17 protein-coding genes are annotated in these 22,200 nt (G+C 76.3%); 7 read left to right on the top strand and 10 right to left on the bottom strand.

Translation table 11 applies throughout. The features are described 5' to 3' along the window. The 4 genes from SH587_RS23670 to SH587_RS23655 all read right to left on the bottom strand — a co-directional run. The coding region (locus SH587_RS23670; protein WP_320673132.1) for an alkaline phosphatase PhoX at positions 1-1,588 on the bottom strand (1,588 nt) is incomplete at its 3' end. Further along, on the bottom strand, positions 1,585-3,003 hold the full coding sequence (locus tag SH587_RS23665) for a hypothetical protein (RefSeq protein WP_320673131.1): 1,419 nt from the start codon (positions 3,001-3,003) through the stop codon (positions 1,585-1,587). The genes SH587_RS23665 and SH587_RS23670, both read right to left, overlap by 4 nt. Continuing rightward, a complete protein-coding gene (locus SH587_RS23660; protein ID WP_320673130.1) occupies positions 3,000-4,685 on the bottom strand; it encodes an alkaline phosphatase D family protein in 1,686 nt (561 codons plus the stop codon). Before SH587_RS23660 ends, SH587_RS23665 begins: the two co-directional genes overlap by 4 nt. Next, the gene (locus SH587_RS23655) at positions 4,682-6,373 is read right to left on the bottom strand and encodes an alkaline phosphatase D family protein (protein WP_320673129.1); all 1,692 of its coding nucleotides are present in this window, start codon (positions 6,371-6,373) and stop codon (positions 4,682-4,684) included. The genes SH587_RS23660 and SH587_RS23655 overlap by 4 nt, the downstream gene beginning before the upstream one ends. Positions 6,374-6,597: 224 nt before the next feature. Here SH587_RS23655 and SH587_RS23650 point away from each other — a divergent pair, with 224 nt between their 5' ends. Continuing rightward, positions 6,598-7,581, top strand: a complete 984-nt coding sequence (locus SH587_RS23650; RefSeq protein WP_320673128.1) for an SGNH/GDSL hydrolase family protein — start codon at positions 6,598-6,600, stop codon at positions 7,579-7,581. Positions 7,582-7,641: 60 nt separating this feature from the next. Continuing rightward, positions 7,642-8,061, top strand: a complete 420-nt coding sequence (locus tag SH587_RS23645) for a MarR family winged helix-turn-helix transcriptional regulator (RefSeq protein ID WP_320673127.1) — start codon at positions 7,642-7,644, stop codon at positions 8,059-8,061. On the opposite strand, the gene SH587_RS23640 is transcribed toward SH587_RS23645, so the two are convergent. From SH587_RS23640 to SH587_RS23630, 3 genes are read right to left on the bottom strand one after another with little or no spacing between them, the layout of a single operon-like run. Beyond that, positions 8,043-9,428 carry a glutamine synthetase family protein gene (locus SH587_RS23640; protein ID WP_320673126.1) on the bottom strand — a complete coding sequence of 462 codons (1,386 nt, stop codon included), beginning with the start codon at positions 9,426-9,428 and terminating at the stop codon, positions 8,043-8,045. The genes SH587_RS23645 and SH587_RS23640 overlap by 19 nt on opposite strands. Beyond that, on the bottom strand, positions 9,425-10,198 hold the full coding sequence (locus SH587_RS23635; RefSeq protein ID WP_320673125.1) for an SDR family NAD(P)-dependent oxidoreductase: 774 nt from the start codon (positions 10,196-10,198) through the stop codon (positions 9,425-9,427). Before SH587_RS23635 ends, SH587_RS23640 begins: the two co-directional genes overlap by 4 nt. 13 nt (positions 10,199-10,211) lie before the next feature. Next, positions 10,212-11,000 carry a gamma-glutamyl-gamma-aminobutyrate hydrolase family protein gene (locus tag SH587_RS23630; protein ID WP_320673124.1) on the bottom strand — a complete coding sequence of 263 codons (789 nt, stop codon included), beginning with the start codon at positions 10,998-11,000 and terminating at the stop codon, positions 10,212-10,214. Positions 11,001-11,060: 60 nt separating this feature from the next. On the opposite strand from SH587_RS23630, the gene SH587_RS23625 reads away from it, so the two are divergent. Next, positions 11,061-11,768, top strand: coding sequence for a FadR/GntR family transcriptional regulator (locus tag SH587_RS23625; RefSeq protein WP_320673123.1), 708 nt, complete (start codon positions 11,061-11,063; stop codon positions 11,766-11,768). A gap of 21 nt (positions 11,769-11,789) precedes the next feature. Here SH587_RS23625 and SH587_RS23620 read toward each other — a convergent pair whose 3' ends face one another. From SH587_RS23620 to SH587_RS23610, 3 genes are all read right to left on the bottom strand, one after another. Further along, on the bottom strand, positions 11,790-13,256 hold the full coding sequence (locus SH587_RS23620) for an aldehyde dehydrogenase family protein (protein ID WP_320673122.1): 1,467 nt from the start codon (positions 13,254-13,256) through the stop codon (positions 11,790-11,792). Next, positions 13,249-14,691, bottom strand: coding sequence for an APC family permease (locus SH587_RS23615; protein WP_320673121.1), 1,443 nt, complete (start codon positions 14,689-14,691; stop codon positions 13,249-13,251). The genes SH587_RS23620 and SH587_RS23615 overlap by 8 nt, the downstream gene beginning before the upstream one ends. 171 nt (positions 14,692-14,862) lie before the next feature. Beyond that, positions 14,863-15,774 carry a hypothetical protein gene (locus tag SH587_RS23610; RefSeq protein ID WP_320673120.1) on the bottom strand — a complete coding sequence of 304 codons (912 nt, stop codon included), beginning with the start codon at positions 15,772-15,774 and terminating at the stop codon, positions 14,863-14,865. 168 nt (positions 15,775-15,942) lie between these two features. Here SH587_RS23610 and SH587_RS23605 point away from each other — a divergent pair, with 168 nt between their 5' ends. The 4 genes from SH587_RS23605 to SH587_RS23590 are packed head-to-tail and all read left to right on the top strand — an operon-like array spanning position 15,943 to position 22,174. Further along, the gene (locus SH587_RS23605; RefSeq protein WP_320673119.1) at positions 15,943-17,016 is read left to right on the top strand and encodes an SGNH/GDSL hydrolase family protein; all 1,074 of its coding nucleotides are present in this window, start codon (positions 15,943-15,945) and stop codon (positions 17,014-17,016) included. A 1-nt stretch (position 17,017) separates the two neighbouring features. After that, the gene (locus SH587_RS23600; protein WP_320673118.1) at positions 17,018-18,466 is read left to right on the top strand and encodes a glycosyltransferase family 2 protein; all 1,449 of its coding nucleotides are present in this window, start codon (positions 17,018-17,020) and stop codon (positions 18,464-18,466) included. Continuing rightward, complete coding sequence (locus SH587_RS23595) at positions 18,463-20,427, top strand: cellulose biosynthesis cyclic di-GMP-binding regulatory protein BcsB (protein ID WP_320673117.1); 1,965 nt, start codon at positions 18,463-18,465, stop codon at positions 20,425-20,427. Before SH587_RS23600 ends, SH587_RS23595 begins: the two co-directional genes overlap by 4 nt. Further along, complete coding sequence (locus SH587_RS23590; RefSeq protein ID WP_320673116.1) at positions 20,405-22,174, top strand: acyltransferase family protein; 1,770 nt, start codon at positions 20,405-20,407, stop codon at positions 22,172-22,174. The genes SH587_RS23595 and SH587_RS23590 overlap by 23 nt, the downstream gene beginning before the upstream one ends. Positions 22,175-22,200 lie beyond the last annotated feature (26 nt).

The raw sequence follows: 22,200 nt of genomic DNA, 5'->3' as shown, positions 1-22,200 counted from the left end.
GCCTGCGCGCCCGCCGCGCCCGCGCCGGGGCCGCGATCCGGACCGTCCGCCGCCGCACCGCCGGCGCCGCCGCGCCCGCCCGCACCGTCACCTCGACCGTCGCCCGCAGCGGCGACGACAGCCCCCGCAGCGTCGCCCGCGACCCGCTCGCCCGGACCCGCAGCCGGATCGCGCGGGTGCCGCCCGTCAGCCGCCGGTCGTGGCGGGCCAGCGTCACCGTCCGCAGCCGCCCGCCGCGCCGGACCCGCGCCTTCAGCCGGGTCGAGACCTCGATCGTGCCGGCGCTCGTCAGCCGCACCCGCAGGCCCGACGCCAGCAGCGTCTCGCTCCGCACCCGCTGGGCGACCGTCAGCCCCAGCAGCGCCGGGTCGACCGGCGGCGGGGTGCCGAGCTTCGGCGGGCGCGTGGTCCGGAACGGGCCCGAGACCTCGTAGACCGCCCCCGCGCCCCAGGCCCGCTGCGAGCCGAAGTACATCCGCGATCCGTCGGGCGAGAAGCAGACGCCGGTGACCTCGCTGTCGGGCGAGAAGTGCTGCGAGCCGGTCAGCTTGCAGAACCGCGCGACCACGCCCTCGGGGGTGATCATGCAGACGTCCATCGCGTCCGGGTCGTCGTCGTAGCTGTCCTCGCAGACGTAGACGTCGCCCGAGCGCGAGACCGTCAGGTTGTCGACCCCCTGGAGCGGCGACTGCGGCGTGTCCGCCTGGCGGTAGATCACCTCGATCCGCTGCTCGTCGGTCCGGTAGGCGTGGATCGTCTCGTCGCCGGTGGTGGCCACGTAGACCGTGCCGGCGTCGTACCAGATGCCCTCGGCGCGCTTGAACCGCGTCGCCCCCGCCACCTGCTTGCGGGTCGCGCCCGTCTGGCCGGTCGGGTCGGGCAGCGGCGCCCAGTGGACGCGGCCGTCGGCGGCGACCACGGCCACGGCCAGGTTGCCGGCGTGGAGGTCGGGGTAGTTCAGCGGCGTGAACCGGTAGAGGCAGCCGTCGCCGACGTCCTCGGTCAGGTAGACGTGCTCGTGGACCGGGTCGACGCAGGCCGCCTCGTGCTTGAAGACCCCCATCGCCGGGTGCACCACCGGCGGCGTGCGGCCGGTCGGGTCGCACTCCCAGACCCGGCCGCCGTCGGTCTCCTCGCAGGAGAGCCAGGTGCCCCACGGCGTCGAGCCGCCGGCGCAGTTGAGCGAGGTGCCGGCGAGCACCCCGTAGGCGTCGACGATCCGCCCGTCCTTGGCGTAGCGGATGCCCGAGGCGCCGCCCACCAGCGGGAACTCGCTGTTGACGACGTGGATCCAGCCGCCGTCCGGGGTCGGGTAGGTGGCCGAGCCGTCGGGGAAGACCGGCAGCCGGTAGCTGGTGCCGGGAACGACCTCGCCGCCGCGGGCGATCAGCCGCGAGCGGAAGCCGGCCGGCAGCCGCAGCCCGTTGGCGTCGGGGGCCCCGAGCGGCCCGTAGGGACCGACGCCGGTCTTCGCCAGCGCGCCGTTGGCCGTCGCCGTCCGCCAGAAGGCCGGGCCGAAGCCGGCCGCCGCCGCGACCGCCGTCCCGGCCAGCAGCAGCTCGCGCCGCCGCAGCTCGCGGACGCTCATCGGGCGCTCCCGCGGCGGACGGTCGCGGTGGTCCGGGCCTTGGTGGTGCGGAGCTTGCCGCCGCGCCGGACCTGGCCGACCGCGACCACCCGGTAGCGGGCCCCGGGCGCCAGCGCGCGGCGGAGGTCGATCCGCCACCGCTCGAGCCCGCGGGCGGCCCGCAGGCCCTGCGGTCGCGAGCACGAGGTCGGACGACCGAAGCCGCTGCCGCGCCACCAGGCGCAGCGCTTGCCGCTGATCCGCGCGACCGCGACCGCCACCCGCGAGGCGGTCGGACGACCGCCGACGCAGGCGGCGCCCTCGCTGGTCCCGCGCAGCCGCCGGCCGCCGCGGGCCAGGCCGCGCAGCGACGCGGCGGTCAGCTCCGGCTGGGGCGCGCGGGCGTCGGTGCATGGCGCCTGCGGGTCGACGACCCGCAGCGCCCGGTCGTGGACGGCGGGCAGCGCCGCGCGGGCCCGCTTGCCGCTCGGGTAGGGACCCTGGATCGCGAGGCCGGCGGCGCCGGGGGCCTCGGGACGATCGGTGCCGACCCGCAGCCAGAGGGTCGTCGCCCGGGTCACCCGGACGGTGGTGCCGATCACCGCGCCGCTGCCGTCGTCGGCGCAGTCGAGCGCGCTGTCGCCGGTCGGCGTGCCGCGGTAGGCGGTGATCGTCGAGGCGGTCCCGCCGGCGGTCGCCAGCGCGTAGCTACCGCGCTTGGTCAGCCGCACCCGTCGCCAGAGGCCGGCCTCGGAGGGACAGCGCGGCTGGGCCGGGTCGCCGGCGGCGAGCGTCGCCCCGCGCAGCGGCACGAGCACGCCCTGGCCGCGGGCGATCGAGGGCGCGTCGGCGAACGCCTGGCCGGCCGGGGCCGGAGCCGCCGCCAGCGGGGTGGCGCTCAGCGTCGCCACCACCGGCACCGCCGCGTCGCCGCCGCGCCAGCCGACCTGGACCAGCGCGCCGCGGCCGGCGGCGAGCACCAGCCGGATCCCGGCCGCCTCGTCGCCGCGGCTGCCGTCGCCGGCGGTCTCGCGGCCGCTGCACGCCGACGGCTCGTGGACGTCGCCGCCGCCCCCGGCGGGCTGGACGAAGACCGCCAGGTCGGGGACGGCGGTCGCGGCGTCGCGCGGGGCGGCCTCGATCGAGATCCGGCGGACGGTCGCGGCCGGCGGCACGGTCAGCCACGCGGTCCGCTCGAAGCTGGTCGGGCCGAGGCAGCGCGGGACGCCGGCGTCGGGCCCGGTGCCGGCCAGCTCGACCACCCGCTGGAGGTCGGCGACCGGCCCGTTCTCGGCGGTCACGGCGGTGAAGGGCAGCGCGCCGGCCGGGGCGTCCCCGGGGACGGCGGCCCCCGCGGGCGCGGCGGCCAAGCCGGCGGCCAGCGCCACCAGGGCGATCGCGGCCGCGCGGGCGGTGGTCGTCGTGCGACGGATCATCGGGTCCTCGTCCTCTTGCTCTGGTCCTGGCGGATCGCGCGCCGGGCCGCGGGCGACGCGCGCCGCTCGGCCGCGGCGGTCCGCCGCTGAAGGTCGCGGCCGGCGGCGCGCCGGACGGCGGCGCGGCGCTCGGCCAGTGGGCTGCCGGCGGCGGCGGGCGCGTCGGCCGGGTCCTCCCCCAGCCGCCGGGCCGTGGCCCCGCCCCCGGCGACGCCGGCGGCCTGCTCCAGCCGGTTGGTGCCGCGGCGCTGCACGAACGACGCCAGCGTCCGCGACGGCGCGCGGTCGCGGCGGATGTCCGACACCCGGTACTCGACCCGCAGCTCGTCGGGGTCGACGCGGGCGATCGCCCAGCCGTGCTCGGCGCCCTCGATGAAGCGGATGTGCGGGTTGACGAGCTGGATCGCCGGCACCGCGAGCCCGTTCAGCGAGGCCGGGATCCCGGTCGAGGTGACCGAGCCGCCGATGTACTCGGTGGCGACCGGGCGGCCGCCGTGGAGCAGGTGGTTGGCCATGTAGATGTGGATGTCGCCGGTCAGGAAGGCGACGTCGTCGATCCGGCGGTCGGCCAGGTGCGCCAGCAGCTCGGCGCGGTCGGCCGGGTAGCCGTCCCACTGGTCGGGGTTGATCGTGATCCCGCCCTCGCCGCCGAGCACCACCCCGAGCGGCGCCAGCATGTCGGGGTTGCCGACCAGCTTCCAGCGCGCCGGCGTCCGCTCCAGCCCCTGCTTGATCCAGTCCATCTGCCGGCGGCCGAGGATCGTGCCGCCGCCGGGCGTCCGGTACTGGCGCTCGTCGAGCATGAACAGCTCCAGGTTCGCCCCGTAGCGGAGCGAGCGGTGGACCCGGAAGCGGTCGCCGGGGAAGGCGATCCGCGGCAGCCACTCGAAGCTGGCCCGGTAGCCGGCGTTGCGCTGGCCGGCGGACGGCGCGGGATCGCCGTCGGTGTAGTCGTTCTCGACCTCGTGGTCGTCCCAGGTGTGGACGATCGGGTGCAGCCGGTGCAGCTCGCGCAGGCCCGGGTCGGCGCGGTACAGCCGCAGCTTCGCCCGGTAGCTGGTCAGGTCGGTCGAGGGCGGGTCGACGTAGCCCGGCCCGCGGTCGAGCCGGGTGCTGACGTCGTTGCGGGCCGCGTCGTACTCGTAGGTGTAGTCGCCGAGGAAGGCGTAGACGTCGAGCTCGTGGGTCAGCGCGTCGTGGTGGGCGTTGAAGAACCCGGTCGGCAGCTTCTGACAGCTGGAGAAGCCGACCGCGACCGGCGTCCGGCTGTCGGCCGGCGGGGCGGTCTTGGTGCGCCCGATCGGCGAGACGTCGTCGGCCGACTGCCACGCGTACCAGTAGTGGCGGGCCGGCAGCAGCCCGCCGATCCGCGTCTTCAGCGTGTGGTCGACCGCCGACGAGGTCGGGACGACGGCGGTCGCGACGGTGTTGCGGAGGCCCGGATCGCTGGCCACCACCAGCCGCGCCGCGCTCCGCGGGCGGGCGGTCGAGAGCCGGCCCCAGAAGGTGACGGCGTTCGGCCCCGGCTCGCCCGAGGCGACCCCGTCGAGGAAGCGGCCGCGGCCGACGCCGCGGGTCGCCGGCAGCAGCCGCGCGTGGGCGGGCGTGGTCAGCGCCAGCCCGGCGGCGAGCGCGCCGCCGGCGACGACCAGCTCGCGGCGGGTGCGGAGCGGACCGCTCATCGCCGCCGTGCCCGCCGGTCCTGGGCCAGCGCCCGGCGGGCGGCGCCGGTGCGGCGGGCGGCGCGCTGCTCGCCGAGCGCGACCCGCCGGGTCAGGTCGGCCTTGGCCGCCCGCGCCACCCGCGCGCGGCGGGCGGCGAGCGGGCTGCCGACCGCCGCGGGCGCGTCGACCGGGTCGCGGCCGAGCACCCGGGTGGTGCCGCCGCCGGGCGCGCCGGCCGCCTGCTCGACCCGGTTCTGCCCGCGCCGCTGGACGAACGAGGCCAGCGTCGTCGAGGGCGCGCCGTCGACCCGCACGTCGCTCGTCCGGAACTCGATCCGCAGCTCGTCGGGGTCGACGCGGGCGATCGCCCAGCCGTGCTTGGCCCCCTCCAGGTAGCGGATGTGGGGGTTGGCCAGCTGCAGCACCGGGGTCGCGACGCCGACCAGCGCCGCGGGCAGCCCGGGCGAGGTGATCGAGCCGCCCATGTACTCGGTCGCCACCGAGCGGCCGCCGTGCAGCAGGTCGTTGGCCATGAACATGTGGACGTCGCCGGTCAGCAGCGCGACGTCGTCGATCCGGTTGTCGGCCAGGTGCGCGAGCAGCTCGCGGCGCTCGGCCGGATAGCCGGCCCAGCCGTCGACGTTGATCGGGTCGACCAGCGGCTCGCCGGTCGGGTTCAGCCCCAGCGGCGCCAGCAGGTCGGGGTTGCCGACCAGCTTCCAGCGCGCCCCGCTGCCCCGCAGGCCCTGCTTCAGCCAGTCCATCTGGCGGCGGCCGAGGATCGTGGTGCCGGGCACGCCGGGGGTCCGGTACTGGCGCTCGTCGAGCATGAACAGCTCGGCGTTGGCGCCGTAGCGGAGCGAGCGGTAGACCCGGAAGCGGTCGCCGGGGAAGGCGATCCGCGGCAGCCACTCGAAGCTCGCGCGGTAGCCGGCGTTGCGCTGCCCGGGCGACGGGGCCGGCTCGCCGTCGGTGTAGTTGTCGGCCACCTCGTGGTCGTCCCAGGTGTGGACGACCGGGTGCAGCCGGTGCAGCTCGCGCAGCGCCGGGTCGGCGCGGTACAGCCGCAGCTTCGCCCGGTAGCTCGTGAGGTCGGTCGAGGGGAAGTCGACCCCGTCGCCGCCGCGCAGGTCGCCGTACTCGCCGAACTCGTACTCGTAGGTGTAGTCGCCGAGCTGGGCGTAGACGTCGATCTCGTCGAAGCGGGCGGCGTCGCGGTGGCCGTTGAAGAAGCCGTGCGGGTAGCTCTGGCAGCTGGAGTAGGCGACCGTGACCGGCGTCCGGCTGTCGGCCGGCGGGGCGGTCTTGGTGCGTCCGATCGGCGAGACGTCGTCGGCCGACTGCCACGCGTACCAGTAGCGGGTCGACGGCTTCAGCCCGCCGATCCGCACCTTCAGCGTGTGGTCGACCGCGGCCGAGGTCGGGACCACCGCGGTCGCGACGGTGTTCCGCAGCCCGGCGTCGCTGGCCACCACCAGCCGCGCCGCGCTCCGTGGACGCGAGGTCGAGAGCCGGCCCCAGAAGGTGACCGCGTTCGGCCCCGGCTCGCCCGACGCGACCCCGTCGAGGAAGCGGCCGCGACCGATCCCGCGGGTGCCGGGCAGCAGGCGGGCGTGGGCGGGCGTGGTCAGCGCCAGCCCGGCGGCGAGCGTGCCGCCGGCGACGACCAGCTCGCGGCGCGTGGAGATCAGGCGGGGTGCAGGCAACGGCGGCGGTGGCTCGGGAACGAGGGCGCGCGCCCACCCGGCGTCGGCAGCGCGCGACGGCCGGAGGGACGGCGAAGGAGAGAGTTTCCTGGCGCGTCGCCACCCATTGGTGAACATTTGGTTGCGTTCTGTCCCATCGTCCCCTGGCCGTGGGGACGGACACCCGTCCAGTTCGGGGCGCGCGGCGAGGCCCCGGCCCGGTCCGGCCCCTAGGGTTGACCGCCGTGCCCGCGCCGCCCGACGACCGAACGCCGAACCCCGGCGGCCGCTGGGCCGGCGGCCCGCGGCGCCTGATCGCGCTGCTGGCGATCGCCGTGATCGCCGTCGGGCTGGTGGTCGCCGACCTGGTCCGGCGCGACGACCAGCCGGTCCGGCGGGTCGCCCCCGACGCCGCGCGCGCGGTCACCGGCGAGCCGCTGGAGTACGTCGCGCTCGGCGACTCGCTGAGCCGCGGCGTGCAGCCGGGCGACGGCGGCCCGACCGTCACCGACGAGGGCTACCCGCGCCAGCTCGCCGCCCGCCTCCGCGCCCGCCAGCGGGTGACGCTGGTCGAGGCCGGCTGCGGCGGCGCGACCACCGCGACGATGATCGACGGCGGCCCCTGCGGTCCCGACGCCCCCGTCCCCTACCTCAACCGCGACCGCGCCAGCAGCCAGCTGCGCTGGGCGGTCCGCCACGTCCGCGACCGCGCCGACCGGCCGACGCTGGTCACGCTCGACATCGGCGGCAACGACCTGCAGCGCTGCGTGACGCCCGACGCCGCGCGGCTGCGGGACTGCCTCGACCGGCTGCGGCCGCAGCTGGAGCGGCGCTGGCGGCGAATCGCGCGCGAGCTGGCCGCGGTCGCCGGCCCGCAGACGGTGCTGGCCGTCTCGACCACCTACGACCCGTTCGTGGCGCTGGTCCGGACCGGCACCGCGGTCCGGCCGGCGGTGCGGGCGATGCACCGGACCCTGACGCGGACGCTGAACCCGCGGATGGCGCGGATCTTCCGCCGCGAGGGCTGGCTGGTGGCCGACCTGGCGCGGGCGATGGCGGCCGGCGACCCGGTCCGCGGCCCGTCGTCGCGTCCGGTGCGGGCGGTCTGCGACCTGACCTGGATGTGCGCCCGCGGCGACGTCCACCTGAACACCGACGGCTACGCCCTGGCCGCGCGCCGCTTCGACCGCGCGACCCGCCGCTCGCTGGCCGCGCTCGACGTGCGCTGACCTCCGATCGTCCCGGCCAGGATCGTCCCGCCGCGGACCGTCCGGGGCTAGGATCGGCCGATGGCGACCAACGAGCGGCGCGACGACCTGGCCTGGCTGCTGACCCGCGCCGGCCACGCCGTCACCGGCGAGCTGGCCGCGGCGCTGGCGCCGCTCGGCCTGACCCCGCGCGACCTCGCCGTGCTGCGGGCCGCCAGCGCCGACGCCCGGACCCAGATCGAACTGGCGCGGGCGACCGGCCTCGACAAGACCACGATGGTCGTCGCCGTCGACGCGCTGGAGGCGGCCGGGCTGGCCGAGCGGCGGGCCTCGCCGCACGACCGCCGGGCGCGGGTGATCGCCGTCACCGCCGCCGGCGACGCCGCGCTGGCCCGCGCCGAGGCGGTCGCGAGCCGGCTCCAGGAGCGGACGCTGGCGGCGTTGCCGGCGGCGCAGCGGCAGCCGTTCCTGGCCGCGCTCGCTCAGATCGCCTCGAAGTAGCGGCGCTTCTCCCAGTCGGTCACGCTCTGGTTGAAGCTGCGGCACTCGTGGCGGGCGAGGGTCCCGTAGTGCCGCTGGACGTCGGGCCCGAAGGCCTCGCCGACGAACCGGCTCTGCTGCCAGCGGACGGTGGCCAGGTCGAGCGTCTCCGGCAGCGGCACCACGTCGCGCTCGTAGCCGTTGCCGCGGGTCGCCGGTCCCGGGTCGACCCGCCGCTGGACGCCGTCGCGAACCGAGGCCAGGATCGCCGCCAGCGCCAGATACGGGTTGACGTCGGCGCCCGGCACCCGGTACTCCAGCCGGGTCGCCGCCGGCTCGCCCGCCACCACCCGGCAGGTGACCGTGCGGTTGTCGAAGCCCCAGGTGGCGCCGCGGCCGGCGAAGTCCTCGCTCGCCGTCCGCCGGTAGCTGTTGACCGTCGGGGCGTACCACGGCATCAGCTCCGGGGCCCGCTCGAGGACCCCGCCGACGGCGTGGCGGATCGCGTCGCTGATCCCCTCGGGGTCGTCCCCGTCGTGGAAGATCGCCGTCCCGTCGACGTCGCGCAGCGAGACGTGGACGTGGCAGGAGGAGCCGATCCCGGTCTCGGTCGCCGGCCGGGCCATGAACGACGCCGCCAGCCCGGCGCGGCTGGCCATCGTCTTGACCCCGAGCTTGAAGAGCGCGTGGGCGTCGGCCATCGCCAGCGGCGCGCCGTGGGTGAGGTTCATCTCCCACTGGCCCAGCCCCCACTCCCCCTGGCTCATCTCGACCGGCAGCCCCGACGCCTCCAGCACGCCTCGCAGCGGGCGGAAGAAGTACTCCAGGTCCTCGGTCTCCTGGATCGTGTAGTCGGCGTGGCGGTGGGTGGTCGGCTCCAGGTCGCGGTAGTCGGCCGCGCGGGCGGCGGCGTAGCTGCCGCGATAGAGGAAGAACTCCAGCTCGGTGCTGGTGCTGGCCGTCAGCCCGGCCGCGGTCAGCGCCTCGACCTGGCGGCGGAGGATCGTCCGCGGGGCGACCGGCACCAGCTCGCCGCGGTCGTCGACCGCGTCGCCGAGGCAGATCGCCGTCCGCTCCGACCAGCCGGCCACCCGCAGGGTCGAGACGTCGGGCCGGACCACGTAGTCGTGCCAGCCGCTGTGGAGCCCGGCGTACTCCAGCTCGATCCCCTCGAGCGCCTGGTCGACGTCCCACGCCAGCGTGCAGGTGCAGAGATGGATCCCGGTCAGGACCTTGTCGACGAAGGCCCGCGGCGAGAGTCGCTTGCCGACCAGCCGGCCCTGGATGTCGACCGTCGCCAGCACCACCGTGTCGAAGTCGCCGGACAGCAGGTCGTCGGCGGTCAGGCGGCCGATCGCCGCGCCGTCCTCGGGTCGCGCGCTGCTCATCGGACCATCCAACCGCCATCGACGGCCAGTTGCACGCCGGTGATGTACGAGGCGTCGGCCGAGAGCAGGAACGCGACCGCCGCGGCCTGGTCCTCGGGCTCGCCGACGCGCTTGATCAGCAGCCGGTCGGAGAAGGTGGCGAAGACCGCGGGATCGGCGAAGCTGGTGCCGGTGAAGAGCGTGTTCGTCGCCCCCGGCGCGACCGCGTTGACGCGGATCCCGCTGGCCGCCAGCTCGGCCGCCAGCGCCTTGGTCAGCATCAGTGCCCCGCCCTTCGAGGCGTTGTAGTGGACCTGGCAGCGGCCGCTGGGGCTGCAGATGATCTCCGACTCGATCGTGGTGATGTTCACGATCGCCGGGGCGTCGCCCTCGCGCAGCGCGGCGACGGCCGCCTTGGCGGTCAGGAAGTAGCCCTTGAGGTTGATGTCGACGACCCGGTCCCACTCCTCCTCGGTGACGTCGTCGAAGCCGGCCATCGTGACGATGCCGGCCGCGTTGACCAGCTGGTCGAGGCCGCCGAAGGCGGTGACGGCGTCCGCCACCGCCGCGTCCAGCTCGGCCCGGACGCGGACGTCGGCGGCGACGGCGATCGCGCGGCCGCCGGCCTCCTCGATCGCGGCGGCGGTCGCCTCGGCACCCTCCAGCGCCACGTCGAGGCAGGCCACCGGCGCGCCCTCGGCCGCCAGCCGGACGGCGATCGCGCGGCCGATCCCCGACCCGGCCCCCGTCACCAGCGTGCGGCGGTCGCGGTGTCGGTCGGCGATCGCCACGGCCGGGCGCGGCTCAGACTGCGGTCGGGACATCGTGCTGGGTCTCCCTCTGGGTGTCGGCCCGGCGCGCTTCGCGCACGAGCCACGAGAACATCGGGTCGGGCTGCTCGCGCAGGTACTCCGGGTGCCACTGCACCCCGAGCGCCCGCGGGCCGACCCGGATCGCCTCGCAGACGCCGTCCGGCGCCGTGGCGATCGTGGTGACGCCGTCGCCCGGTCGGTCGACGGCCTGGTGGTGGAAGCTGTTGACGAGCACGTCGGCCGGCAGCAGCTCGGCCAGCTCGTCGGTCGGATCGATCCGCAGCCCGTGGACGCGGGCGTGGAGCGGGTAGGCCAGCTGGCCGTGGGCCTCGCCGACGTCGTGCGGCAGGTCGAGCACCAGCGTCCCGCCGCGGACGACGTTCAGCAGCTGGCAGCCGCGGCAGACGCCGAGCAGCGGCAGGCCGTGGTCGAGCGCGGCCGCGATCAGCGCGCTCTCGTGGGCGTCGCGCTCGGGGTCGATCGCGGTCGTCGCCGAGCCGGGCACGAGGCCGTAGCGGCGGGGGTCGATGTCGTCGCCGCCGGCCACCACCAGCCCGTCGAGCCGGGCGACCACCGCGGCCGGATCGGCCTCCCGCGGGAGCTGGACCGGCAGCCCGCCGGCGGCGGCGATCGCGGCCACGTAGGGCACGTGGTGGAGGTCGACCGCGCCGCCCAGCAGCAGCTCGGGCAGGCCGACGACCCGCGAGGTCCGGCCGCGACCGCCGGTGACGCCGATCAGGGGCGGGTCGGACGCGGGTCCCAGCGGGTCGATCTGCCTCATGGATCGAAATCTAGACCAATTAATATCTCAGTGCAAATGCCGTTCTGGAACAATGGGCCGGTGACCACCACCGGCGGACCCGTGCTCGTCCCGGCGGCCTACGCGGTGGTCGTCCAGCACCTGCGGCGCGCGATCCACCTGGGCACCTACGGCCCCGGTGAGAAGCTGCCGCCCGAGCGCGAGCACGCCGAGCAGCTGGGCGTCTCGCGGGTGACCCTGCGCGAGGCGCTGCGGGTGCTCGAGGGCGAGGGCTACCTGGAGATGCGCCGCGGCTCGGCCGGCGGCGCGATCGTCACCGGCCCGCCGAGCAGCGAGGCCAGCCGCCGCGAGTACCTGCGCGACCACCTCGACGACGTGCTCGCGATCCAGCAGTTCCGGCTGGCGATCGAGCCGCTGTCGGCCGCCCGCGCCGCCGAGCGGCGGACGCCCGAGGCACTGGAGCAGCTGCGGCAGGCGGTCGCCGACCTGAGCGACGCCGACAGCCTCGGACGCTTCCGCCGCGCCGACACCAGCTTCCACCTGACCCTGGCCGACAGCGCCGACTGCCCGCCGCTGCGGCGGGCGATCGAGGACGCCCGGATCGAGATGTTCGACCAGCTCGACGTGGTCGACTTCGACATCGTCCTCGCCAACGCGATCGAGGGTCACGGCGCGATCCTCGAGCGGGTCGCGGCCGGCGACCCCGACGGTGCACGGCGGGCGATGGAGGCCCACGTCAGCGAGCTGCGGCAGGAGATCCTGCAGCTGGTCGCCAGCTTCGACCGCTAGCGCCGCCGACGCCGACGGCGGTCAGAGCGGCAGTGCCGGGTCCTCCTCGCCGACGATCCGGGTCCCGACGTAGGCCCCGAGGACGGTCGCGTCGCCGTGGCCGCCGAGGCCGCTGGAGCCCCAGAACGACTGGCTCGATCCCGGCGCCAGGTCGAGCACCCGGACCCCACCGACTCGCACCTCGCCGGCGTGCAGCCGGCGGCCGATCGCCAGCGCCGCGTCGCGGTCAGGCCCGAAGACGTAGCCCGCCAGCCCGTCGCCGAGCCCGTTCGCGGCCGCCAGCGCCTGCTCGACCTCGGCGTAGGGCTGGAGCGCGAGGACCGGGCCGAACAGCTCCTCGCGGACCGCGTCCAGCGGCAGCTCGCCGACCACCGTCGGGGCCAGGAAGAACCCACCCTCCGGCAGCGGCGCGTCGACCGCCACTGCCGTGCCGCGCTCGGCCAGCGCCGCCAGCTGCGCGACGACCTGGGCGTGGTGGCCGCGGAAGGCGAGCGGGCCCAGCTCGGTCGCCGGGTCGGTCGCCGGCCCGATCCGGCGGCGGGTCAACTCGGCCAGCAGCCGCTCGGCCAGCCGGTCGTGGTCGGCCCGCGGGACGAGCACCCGCCGCGGCGCCTCGCACCACTGGCCGTTGAGGACCAGCGCGCCGCGGGCCAGCTCGGCGGCGACCGCGTCGAGGTCGGCCCCGGGCAGCACCAGCGCCGGGTTGCTGCCGCTCAGCTCCAGCTGCAGCGCCGGCATCCGGTCGATCGACGCCCGCGCCACCGCCCGCCCGCCGGCGGTGCTGCCGGTGTAGGCGATCACCGCGATCCGCTCGTCGGTGACCAGCTGCGCGCCGACCGCGGCGGCGCCGCAGACGACCTGGACCGCGTCGGGCCCGAGGTCGGCCTCGACCAGCGCCTCGATCAGGATCGCCGTCGTCGCGCCGTCGCGCTCGGAGGGCTTGAGGATCGCCGGGCAGCCGGCCGCCAGCGCGTTGGCCAGCTTGGTGACCGCGACGAACGCACCGGCGTTCCACGGCGCCAGCAGCGCCGCCGGCCCCCACGGCAGCCGGTGCAGCGCCACCCGCCGGTCGCCGTCGCTCAGCGGCCGCGCCGGCAGCTCGCGGCGGGCGGTCGCGGCGACCCCGGCGACGACCCCGGAGAGCCCGGCCGCGAAGCCGCGGGCGGTGGCGATCGGGATCCCGATCTCGCGCGCGTGAGCCTCGGCCAGCCGCTCGACGCGGCGGTCGAGCGCGTCGCCCAGCCGCCCCAGCGCCCGCAGCCGGTCGTCGAGCCCGCGCCCGCTCCAGCCGCCGGCGCCGTGGTCCCAGCCGCGCGCGGCGGCGGCCAGCGCCGCGTCGACCCGGGCCACGTCGCTGGCCCGCAGCTCGCCGACCGGCGCGCCGCTGCTGGGGTCCTCGGCGGCCCCGATCACCAGCGACGGCCGGCCGACGTGATCGGCCACCAGGTCGGTGGCGGTCGGCAGGGCGGTGACGACGGGCTCAGGCATGCTCGGGGACCTCGGGTCGGGGGGTCGCCGCGGTCAGCGCGTCGAGCGGGGTCCGCTGCGACCGGCGGGCGCCGATCGCGAAGCCGACCGCCGCGACGACCAGCAGCAGCAGCGGCAGCCGGTTGACGACCCCCGAGGTGCTGCCGCTGACCAGGGCGTAGTTGTTGACGATCAGGAAGGCGAAGAAGCTCAGCGCCAGCCCGGCGGCGACCGGGGCGATCAGGTGATGCCAGGGCCGCAGCCGACCGCGGCGGGCGAAGAAGAACGGGACCGAGAACGAGCAGGCCGCCATCAGGCAGATCACGGCCAGGGTCCCGACGCCGGCCGTCTGCGAGCCGAGGTTCAGGTACGGGTCGGCGCCGGCCAGCGCGTAGACGGCGGCCAGCAGGGCGGTCCCGCCGGCCTGGGCCAGGGCGGCCACGTGCGGGGTCTGGAAGCGCGGGTGGGTGCGGCCGAGCGCGTGCGGCAGGACGCCCTCGCGACCGAACGCCATCAGGTAGCGCGAGGCCATGTTGTGGAGCGCCATCAGGACCGCCAGCAGGCTGGTCAGGAGCAGCCAGCTGACGAGCCCGCGCGACCAGCCGCCGAGGGCGATCGCGAAGGCGTCGAAGGTGAAGACGCCGGGGTCCCGGGCCGCCACCGCGCCGGCTTCGGCGCCGCCGTTGGTGCCGACCATCACCCAGGTGGTGACCACGTAGAGCGTGCCGACGAAGGCGATCGCGGCGTAGGTCGCGCGCGGCACGGTCCGCCGCGGGTCGCGCGCCTCCTCGCCGAAGATCGCGGTCGCCTCGAAGCCGATGAAGCAGGTGACGGCGAACAGCAGCGCCAGGCCGGGCGAGCCGGAGAAGACCTGCGACGGGTCGAAGGCGGCGGTCGGCAGCACGTCGCCGCCGTCGCGCAGCAGCGAGGCGACGTCGAAGACCAGCAGCAGCGTCGTCTCGACGATCAGCAGCACGCCGAGGACGCGGACGTTCAGCTCCAGCCCGCGGATCCCGACCACCAGCGCGATCGTCAGCGCCAGGCCGGCGTAGAGCCACCACGGCAGGTCGACGCCGAGCTCGTCGAGGAAGGTCTGGTGGGCGAAGAAGCCGATCAGCCCGACCACGTAGAGGACCAGCACGTTGTAGGCCAGCACCGCGACCAGCCCCGCCGCCATCCCCAGCGGCCGGCCGAGGCCGGCGGTGACGTAGGCGTAGAAGGCGCCGGCGTTGGTGATCTGGGTGCTCATCGCCGAGTAGCCGACGGCGAACAGCCCCAGCACCGCGGCCACCAGCAGGTAGGCGCCGGGCGCGCCGACCCCGTTGCCGAGCCCGACCGCCAGCGGCAGCGCCGTCGCCATCGCGGTCAGTGGCGCAGCGGTCGCCACGACCATGAACACGATCCCGATCGGGCTGACCGTCCCGACCCTCAGCCGTCCCTGCTCCTCCGCCCCCATCACTGCCTCCCGTCGCGGTCTGCGCTGCTCTCCGGGGCGGAGTATGGATCATGATCTAGACCATTTGCAACTCTTTCCCTTGTGGCAGGGGGAACGGGCCTGACGCGGCCCGAAGCGGCGTCGATCCATCCCCCTCCCCGGGGGTGCGAGACGACGCCAGTTCGGGGGTGGTCAGGCCGCGGCGGCGCGCACAAGCTCGCGCGCGCCCAGGCCCCAGAGCGCGGCCGCGACCACCAGGCCGAGCGGCAGCGGCGCCCACGACCAGAGCTCGATCGCCTGCGGCGAGAGCAGCAGCAGCTCGGCCCGCTCCAGCCGCCAGAGCACGAACGAGACCAGCTTCGCCAGCAGCATCAGCGGCACCGCCACCACCAGCACCGTCGCCAGCAGCGCGGCGATCGTCCGCACCGCCTCGCCCCCGGTCAGCCGCCAGGCCCGGACCGCCGCCGACCAGGCGCCGCGGTCCTCGTCGAGCGCGATCGCCGGCCACAGGCTCAACCGGCAGACGACCGCGGCCAGCGCGCCGAGCCCGACCGTCAGCACCACCGGCGTCAGCTGGAACCGCAGCTGCCCGGCCGCGACGGCGACCGCGACGACCGCTCCCGCGACCGCCGCCACCACCAGCGCCTGGAGCACCAGCAGCGCCGCGATCGAGGGCCAGACCCGCCAGGCGGCGCCGACGGCCCCGGCGACGCCGCGACGCGCCCGGACCGCGTCCTGCGCGGTCGGACCGGCGCCGACCAGCCCGGCCGCGGCGGCGACCGCGGCGGCCGCCACCAGCAGCGCGCCCAGCGCCAGCAGTCGCAGCGCCCCGCCGCCGTCCGGCCGCTCGATCAGCGCGCCGGCCGCCCCGCGCGGGGCGCCGGCGATCAGGCCCTGGAGCGCCGCGCTGCCGCCCTCGCGCAGCACCAGGTCGATCCCGAACCCGAGCGGCACCAGCGGCAGCAGCAGCACCAGCACCGGGACCAGGGTCGCCAGCGGGGCGCGGCGCACGCGGCCGATCCCGGCCGCGACCGGGCGCAGCAGGCTGAAGGCGACGGCCGGCCGGGTGGCGGCGGGACGGGCGTTGGCGGCGGGCACGGACACGGGCCGCGGGACCGTAGCGAGCCCGCGTGGGCCCGGCGCCGAAGACGGACGGACGGCCGATGACGGCGTCCATGGCGGCGCGGACGCCCACAGCGGCCCCGCCTGCCCCGCGTCGACGGGGCCGCCTGGCGGCGACGGCGAGGCGCGGCGCCCCCACGCCGCGCCCCGGTGCCGCCAACTCCAGGGTGGCGCGTGGACCGTGTGCGCGACGTCACACTGGCCATTCGTCGTAGAACGCCCGGGAGCGGCGTACACGTTTCCTACGCTCGGTACGTGCCACACGCTCGTGCGCGTTCCGGCTGGCCGCCCGGACGTGCCCGCACCGTGCGCCGGTCACGCACGCCGCTCGCCCTCCTCGCCGCCGCCGCTCTCGCGGCCGTGGCGCTGGTCGGTTGCGGCGGTGACGACCCGCGTGCGCTGCAGGTCGTCTCGTTGGGGGACTCCCTCGCCGTGGGAGTCCAGCCGTCGCTGCTCGGATCAGGCACCGAGACCCGCCAGGGCTACCCGCGGCAGTTCGCCCGCGCGCTCCGCGACGAGGGCCGGGCGGTCCAGCTGCACGAGCTCGGCTGCGGCGCCGCGACCTCGGCCTCGGTCCTCTCCGGCGGCCGTCCCTGCGCCCCCGAGCGCGACGCGCCGTACGCCAACCAGGACCCGACCACCTCGCAGGCCGCTTACGCCGAGGGGCTGCTCTCGCGGCTCGGCGACCGCCGGCGGGTGGTGCTGGTCGACATCGGCGGCAACGACGTCGGCGCCTGCTTCAGCGGCGGACGGATCGTGCCCGGCTGCTTCGCCAAGGCCGGCGCCGCCCTGCGCCGGAACCTCGACGAGCTGCTCGAGCGGCTGCGCGCGGCCGCCCCGAAGGTCCCGATCGGCGTCCTCAACCTCTACGACCCGCTGCTCGGGCTCTGGGACGACCACCCCGAGGCGCGGCCGGTGCTCCAGCGCGAGCACCGGACCTTCCTGCGCGAGATCAACCGGACGATCGCCGACGCCGCCGCCCGTCACGACGCGGTCCTGGTCGACCTGGCCGACGCGATGGACCAGAACGTGCCCTTCCGCGCCGCCGACCGCGACCGCCCGCCCGCCGTGCAGGCCGTCTGCGACCTGACCTGGATGTGCGTCCGCGCCCCGCGGGTGCCGGACATCCACCTCCGGGCCGCGGGCTACCGCGTGGCCGCCGACGCCGCCCGCCGTGTCCTCCTCCCCTTGCTTCCCTCTCGCCCCCCCGCTCCCCGAAGGTGACATGCGCCTGATCTCCGCCGTCCTCGACCGCGCCCGCCATCACGTAGGCCTGCAGCTGCTGCTGTCGGCGCTCGTCTGTCTCGTGGGTCCCGCGATCCTGCTGGCCGCCGTCGGCGCGCTGACGGACGCCGCGCTCGGCTGGGCGCTCTACGCGGTCGCGACGGCGTACCTCCTGACCTGCCTGCTGATGCTGGTCGAGGCCAACCTGGCCGTCCGCCGCCGGGCCCGGCCGCTGCCGCCGCCGGCCCGCGACGGCTGGGACCCGACGGTCACGCTGCTGGTCGTCGCCTACCTGCCGAACGAGGCCGACATCATCGAGGAGACGCTGCACCACCTCTGCCACGAGGTGACGATGCCGGAGGGCCGGCTGCAGGTGCTGCTGGCCTACAACACGCCGCACGCGATGCCCGAGGTCGAGGCGCGGCTGCACGCCCTGGCCGAGCGGACCCCGCAGCTCGACGTGCTGCGCGTCCACGGGTCGACCTCGAAGGGCGAGAACATCATGGGCGCGCTGCCCCACGCCCGCGGCGAGGTGACGGCGATCCTCGACTCCGACCACCACCTGCAGGCCGACGCCGCGCAGCTGGCCCTGCGCTGGATCGACGCCGGCTACGACGTCGTCCAGGGCCGCTGCGTGATCCGCAACAGCCACCGCAACCTGCTGACGCGGGTGGTCGCGGCCGAGTTCGAGGTGATCTACGGGATCGCCCACACCGGCCGCTCGCTGCTGACCGACACCGCGATCTTCGGCGGCGCCAACGGCTGGTGGCGAACCGACGTCCTGCGCCAGCTGGGGGTCGACCACCGGATGCTGACCGAGGACATCGACGTCTCGCTGCGGGCGCTGCTGTCCGGCCGCCGGATCGTCCACGAGCGGCAGGTGATCTCGACCGAGCTGGCGCCGGCGACCTTCGCCGCCTGGTGGAAGCAGCGGACCCGCTGGGCCCAGGGCTGGTTCCAGGTGACGCTGCGCCACACGCCCGACGTCCGCCGCTCGCGGGTGCTGAGCCCGTGGGTCCGCTTCTACTGGCTGGTGATGCTGGTCTGGCGCGAGATGTTCCCGATCGTCTCGCTGCAGGTCTTCACGGTCCTGATCGCCCAGGCGATCATCGGCCTGCCCTTCCACGGGATCCGCGACCCGTTCCTGATCGGGACGACGCTGGTGACGATCCTCAGCGGGGCCGCGCTCGGCGCCGCCGCCTACCGCGTCAGCAGCGCCGAGGGCCGGCGCGACCTGGGGCTGCGCTGGTTCGCCGCCTACTGCCTGCTGTCGGTCCCCTACACGATCCTCCGCAACACGGTCGCCCAGGCGGCGATGGTGCGGGAGATCGTCGGCGACCGCCGCTGGATGGTCACCCGCCGCGACCCCCAGCAGCCGGGCGACGACCGCCGCCGGCGCCCGCAGCCGGCCGCCGTCCCGACCTCGACTCCGACCGCCGAGACCGCATGACCGTCCGCCTCCCGCGGGCCGCCGTCGCCACCGCGACGGCGGTCGCCGCTGCCCTCGTCCTGCCCACGACCGGCCAGGCGGCCGCCACCACGACGCCGCTGGCGGGCCCGAAGGACCCGCCGCTGGAGCTGCGCGGCGGCTACGACCAGTTCACCGGCGGGATCCCGGTCCCCAACCGCTGGACGACCGTCGCCGGCACGATGCGGCTGCGCTGGAACGCCTCGCCGCAGCTCGGCGAGGGCTCGGCGATGCAGATCCGGGTCGGCGAGCAGATCGTCGGCACGGTCGCGCTGCGGCCCGGCGCCGGCAGCCTCACCGTGCCGGTCCCCCGACAGGCCCTGCGCGGGACCGAGCGGACGGTGCCCGTGGCGATCCAGGCCCGTATCCGGCTGCGCGACGACGCCTGCCCGGCGACCGACGACCCGGCCGCGTGGCTCCAGTTCAGCCGCAGCTCGGCGCTGACCGTCGACGGCGAGCCGGCGGCCGAGGCGCCGCCGCTGAAGGAGCTGCCGCGGGCGCTGCTGACCGGCGTCGGCCGCAAGCGCTCGCGGCTGCTGGTGCGGTTCGAGAGCGCCCCGACCGCGGCCGCGATCCGGGCCGCGGCGCTGGCCGCCGGCGAGCTCGACGCGCTGGCCGGCGACGCGGGCCTGCAGGTGCGCGTCGGCCTGCCCGGGTCACGAACCCGGCGGGCCGACGGCGAGGCGGCGATCATCGTCCGCGGCGGTGGCGGTCCGGCCCGGATCTCGACCCGGGTGCTCGGCGGCACGCCCGCCGTCGAGCTGTCCGGCGCCGACGACCAGCTGCTGCGGGCGGCCGGCGCGCTGCGGCCCTCGGTCGCGCGGCGGCTCTCCGGCACCAGCGCCAGCGGCGACCAGCTGCCGGCGGTGCGCGCCGCCCGCTCCCGCTTCCCGCGCCGGATCCGGCTGCCGACCGGCTCGACCTCGGGCGTCGGCGAGGGCCAGATCAGCCTCGACTTCCGGATCCCGGAGTACCTGGAGGCGCTGCGCGGCTCGCGGCTGCGGCTGGCCGCGACCTACGACGCGCCGGCCGGCGGCCGCGCGGTGGTCGGGGTCAACGGCCGCGACGTCGACAGCCAGACCCTGCAGGCCAAGGGCGGCAGCCGCTTCTTCGTCGAGGAGGAGCTGGCCCCGCGCGGTCCCTCGCTCTACCGCGCCGACCTCCGCGCCGGCCGCAACCGGGTCACCGTCTCGACCCGCCTGACCCGCCCCCGCGACCTCCGCTGCCAGCCCTCCGACAGCGGCGGCGGGCTCCAGGTCTCCGAGTTCGGCTCGGTCACGCTGCTGACCCGCCCGCGGCCGCTGCAGGCGACGGTCAGCGCGTTCCCGTTCCCGCTCAGCCGCAAGCCGGGCTGGCAGGGCTCGACCGTCCAGCTGCCGCCGCGGCCGACCGAGGCCGAGCTGGCCGCCGTCCTCGGCACCCTCGCCGAGGCGCGGCGGGTGACCGGCGAGCTGGCGCTGCCGGCGATCGCGTTCGGGACCGGCGTACCGAAGGGCACCGCGCTGGTCCTGGCCCGGCCCGGCCAGGTGCCGGCGGAGCTGGTGAAGGACGTTCCCGGCCCGAAGGACGCCGGCGTGCTGTCGGCGACCCGCAGCGGCGACGCGGTCCGGATCGTGGCGATCGGCCCGAAGGCGCTGCGGCCGCTGGCCAACGGCTACTACGTCGGCAAGGTCCAGGGGCGGACGGTCGAGGCGCTGAACGCCGACCGGGCCGCGATCCGGGTCGGCGACAAGGAGCTGGTGACCGGCATCCAGCGCGGCCCGGTGCCGTGGCGCTGGCCGCTGTTGGTGATCGGCCTGGCCGTCCTCGCCTTCGCGGTCTTCGCGCTGCGGCGGACGCTGGTGCGGCTGCGCGCGCGGACCGCCGGGGCGCCGCCCGCACCGGACGCCGACCGGTCTCCCGAGCGCGAGCAGGGCGGGGATGGCGAGCGCCGCGACGGCTGACGCGACGCCGGCCCGCCCGGCGACCGATCCGGCGGCGGCCCGCGCCCAGCAGGCCGCCGCCCGCAAGCGCAAGGCCAGCCGCCTGCAGGAGCTGGACGCGCTCCGCGCGCTGATGTTCCTGGTGGTCGTCTTCCACGCCCTCCAGGCCTCGCGCGGGGACGTCAGCCTGAACGCGCTGCGGACGTTCTCGACGCCGGGGATCGTGCTCGGCAACATCGACGTGCTGCTGCCGACGTTCTTCCTGCTGTCGGGGTTCGCGCTCTACTACCAGCTGCTCGGGGCGATCATGCTCGGGCGACCGCTGCCGCGCGGGGCGAGCTTCCTGTTCAAGCGCGCGATCCGGCTGATCCCGGTCTACGCGATCGTCTTCCTGGTCGTCTGGTTCTGGCGCTTCGGCGGCGGCAGCGCCCAGTGGATGGACCTGCTCTGGGGCATGTCGCTGATGCAGAGCTGGTCGACCGACCACATCTTCCGCACGATCGACCCGGGCTGGTACCTGAGCGTCGAGTGGCAGTTCGCGGTCGTGACGGCGATCGCGATCCTGCCCTGGCTGCGGATGGTCAGCCGCTGGCCGCTGCGCAGCCGCCTGGTCGGGGCGCTGGTGCCGCCGCTGACCCTGATCGCGATCACGATCTGGTGGAAGAAGTCGCTGGTCTCGCACGGGGTCCCTGGCAACCACTGGGGCAGCTGGTTCGCGCCGCCGTCGTGGGCGCTGCTCTACGGCGTCGGGATGCTGCTCGGGATGGCGCTGATCCTGCGGCCGCCGGACCGCTGGCGGCTGCCACGACCGCTGCCGCTGATGCTGTTCCTGGCCGGAACGTCGTGGCTGCTGTGGCTGGAGACGATGCGCGGCGTCTCGCGCTTCACCACCCAGTGGTACTTCGAACTCGGCATGCTCGGCTCGCTCTGCTGGATCCTCGCCACGATCACCGCCGACCCCGACGGGGCGGTGCGGCGGACGATGCGGAAGCCGTTCGTGCAGCTGCTGGCCGCGGCGTCGTTCAGCACCTACCTGGTCCACGCCCCGGTGCTGCGGTCGCTCAACGCCCGCGACGTGCTGCCGCTCGACGCGCCCGCGATCTGGCCCTACTCGACGCTCGCGATCATGATCATCGCGCTGATCCTGGGGGTGCTCGCGTTCCGCTACGTCGAGATGCCGCTGGCCTCGCTCGACCGGCTGCTGCGGCCGAAGCTCGACCACGACACCCAGGTCACGCGGACCTTCGCCGCCTCGCTGGCGGCCGGCACCGCGCTGCCGCCGGTCGAGGTGGTCGACGGGGCCGGGCGACCGCTGGCGCTGCCCGCGCTGGCCGCCGAGCGGCCGTTGCTGCTGCTGCTCCACCCGGCCGATCCGGTGCCGCGCGGGGTGCCGGCGCTGCAGGGCGTGCGCGGCGCGCTGCGGGCGCTCGACGGGGCCCGGATCGCCGCCGCCGGCCTCGGGGTCGGGTTGGCGACGCTGGCGCCGCGGCTGCCGCCCGACGAGGGCGGCGCGGCGGAGGCCGACCAGGTCGTGCGCCTGCGCGACCCGCAGGCGGTCGCCGCCCGCGCGCTCGGGGCGCTGGTGGTGCGGACCGCCGCCGGCGACCAGCAGCCGGAGATCGTGCTGCTGGCGGTCGCCCGCGGCGGCGAGGTCCTCGACGTGATCCGCGACGAGGATCCGCACCGGATGCTGCGGCGGGGCCTGGAGCGGTTCGCTCCCGGGGCCGCGGCGGCGACCCCCGCCCCCGCGCCGCTGCCGGCGACCTGAGCGGCCCGGGCCTGCGACGATCGGCG

This window comes from Patulibacter defluvii (genome assembly GCF_034096925.1).
In the GTDB taxonomy this organism is placed as follows: domain Bacteria; phylum Actinomycetota; class Thermoleophilia; order Solirubrobacterales; family Solirubrobacteraceae; genus Patulibacter; species Patulibacter defluvii.
The sequence above is the reverse complement of the archived record's forward strand: the minus strand, read 5'-3'. Positions and strand labels throughout refer to the sequence as shown.

What these genes read in the sequence shown, in the direction of transcription:
- SH587_RS23665 (WP_320673131.1), bottom strand. Translation starts at nt 3,003, where the DNA reads ATGATCCGTCGCACGACGACCACCGCCCGCGCGGCCGCGATCGCCCTG.
- SH587_RS23620 (WP_320673122.1), bottom strand. Translation starts at nt 13,256, where the DNA reads ATGCCTGAGCCCGTCGTCACCGCCCTGCCGACCGCCACCGACCTGGTG.
- SH587_RS23660 (WP_320673130.1), bottom strand. Translation starts at nt 4,685, where the DNA reads ATGAGCGGTCCGCTCCGCACCCGCCGCGAGCTGGTCGTCGCCGGCGGC.
- SH587_RS23590 (WP_320673116.1), top strand. Translation starts at nt 20,405, where the DNA reads ATGGCGAGCGCCGCGACGGCTGACGCGACGCCGGCCCGCCCGGCGACC.
- SH587_RS23595 (WP_320673117.1), top strand. Translation starts at nt 18,463, where the DNA reads ATGACCGTCCGCCTCCCGCGGGCCGCCGTCGCCACCGCGACGGCGGTC.
- SH587_RS23640 (WP_320673126.1), bottom strand. Translation starts at nt 9,428, where the DNA reads ATGAGCAGCGCGCGACCCGAGGACGGCGCGGCGATCGGCCGCCTGACC.
- SH587_RS23630 (WP_320673124.1), bottom strand. Translation starts at nt 11,000, where the DNA reads ATGAGGCAGATCGACCCGCTGGGACCCGCGTCCGACCCGCCCCTGATC.
- SH587_RS23600 (WP_320673118.1), top strand. Translation starts at nt 17,018, where the DNA reads ATGCGCCTGATCTCCGCCGTCCTCGACCGCGCCCGCCATCACGTAGGC.
- SH587_RS23615 (WP_320673121.1), bottom strand. Translation starts at nt 14,691, where the DNA reads ATGGGGGCGGAGGAGCAGGGACGGCTGAGGGTCGGGACGGTCAGCCCG.
- SH587_RS23645 (WP_320673127.1), top strand. Translation starts at nt 7,642, where the DNA reads ATGGCGACCAACGAGCGGCGCGACGACCTGGCCTGGCTGCTGACCCGC.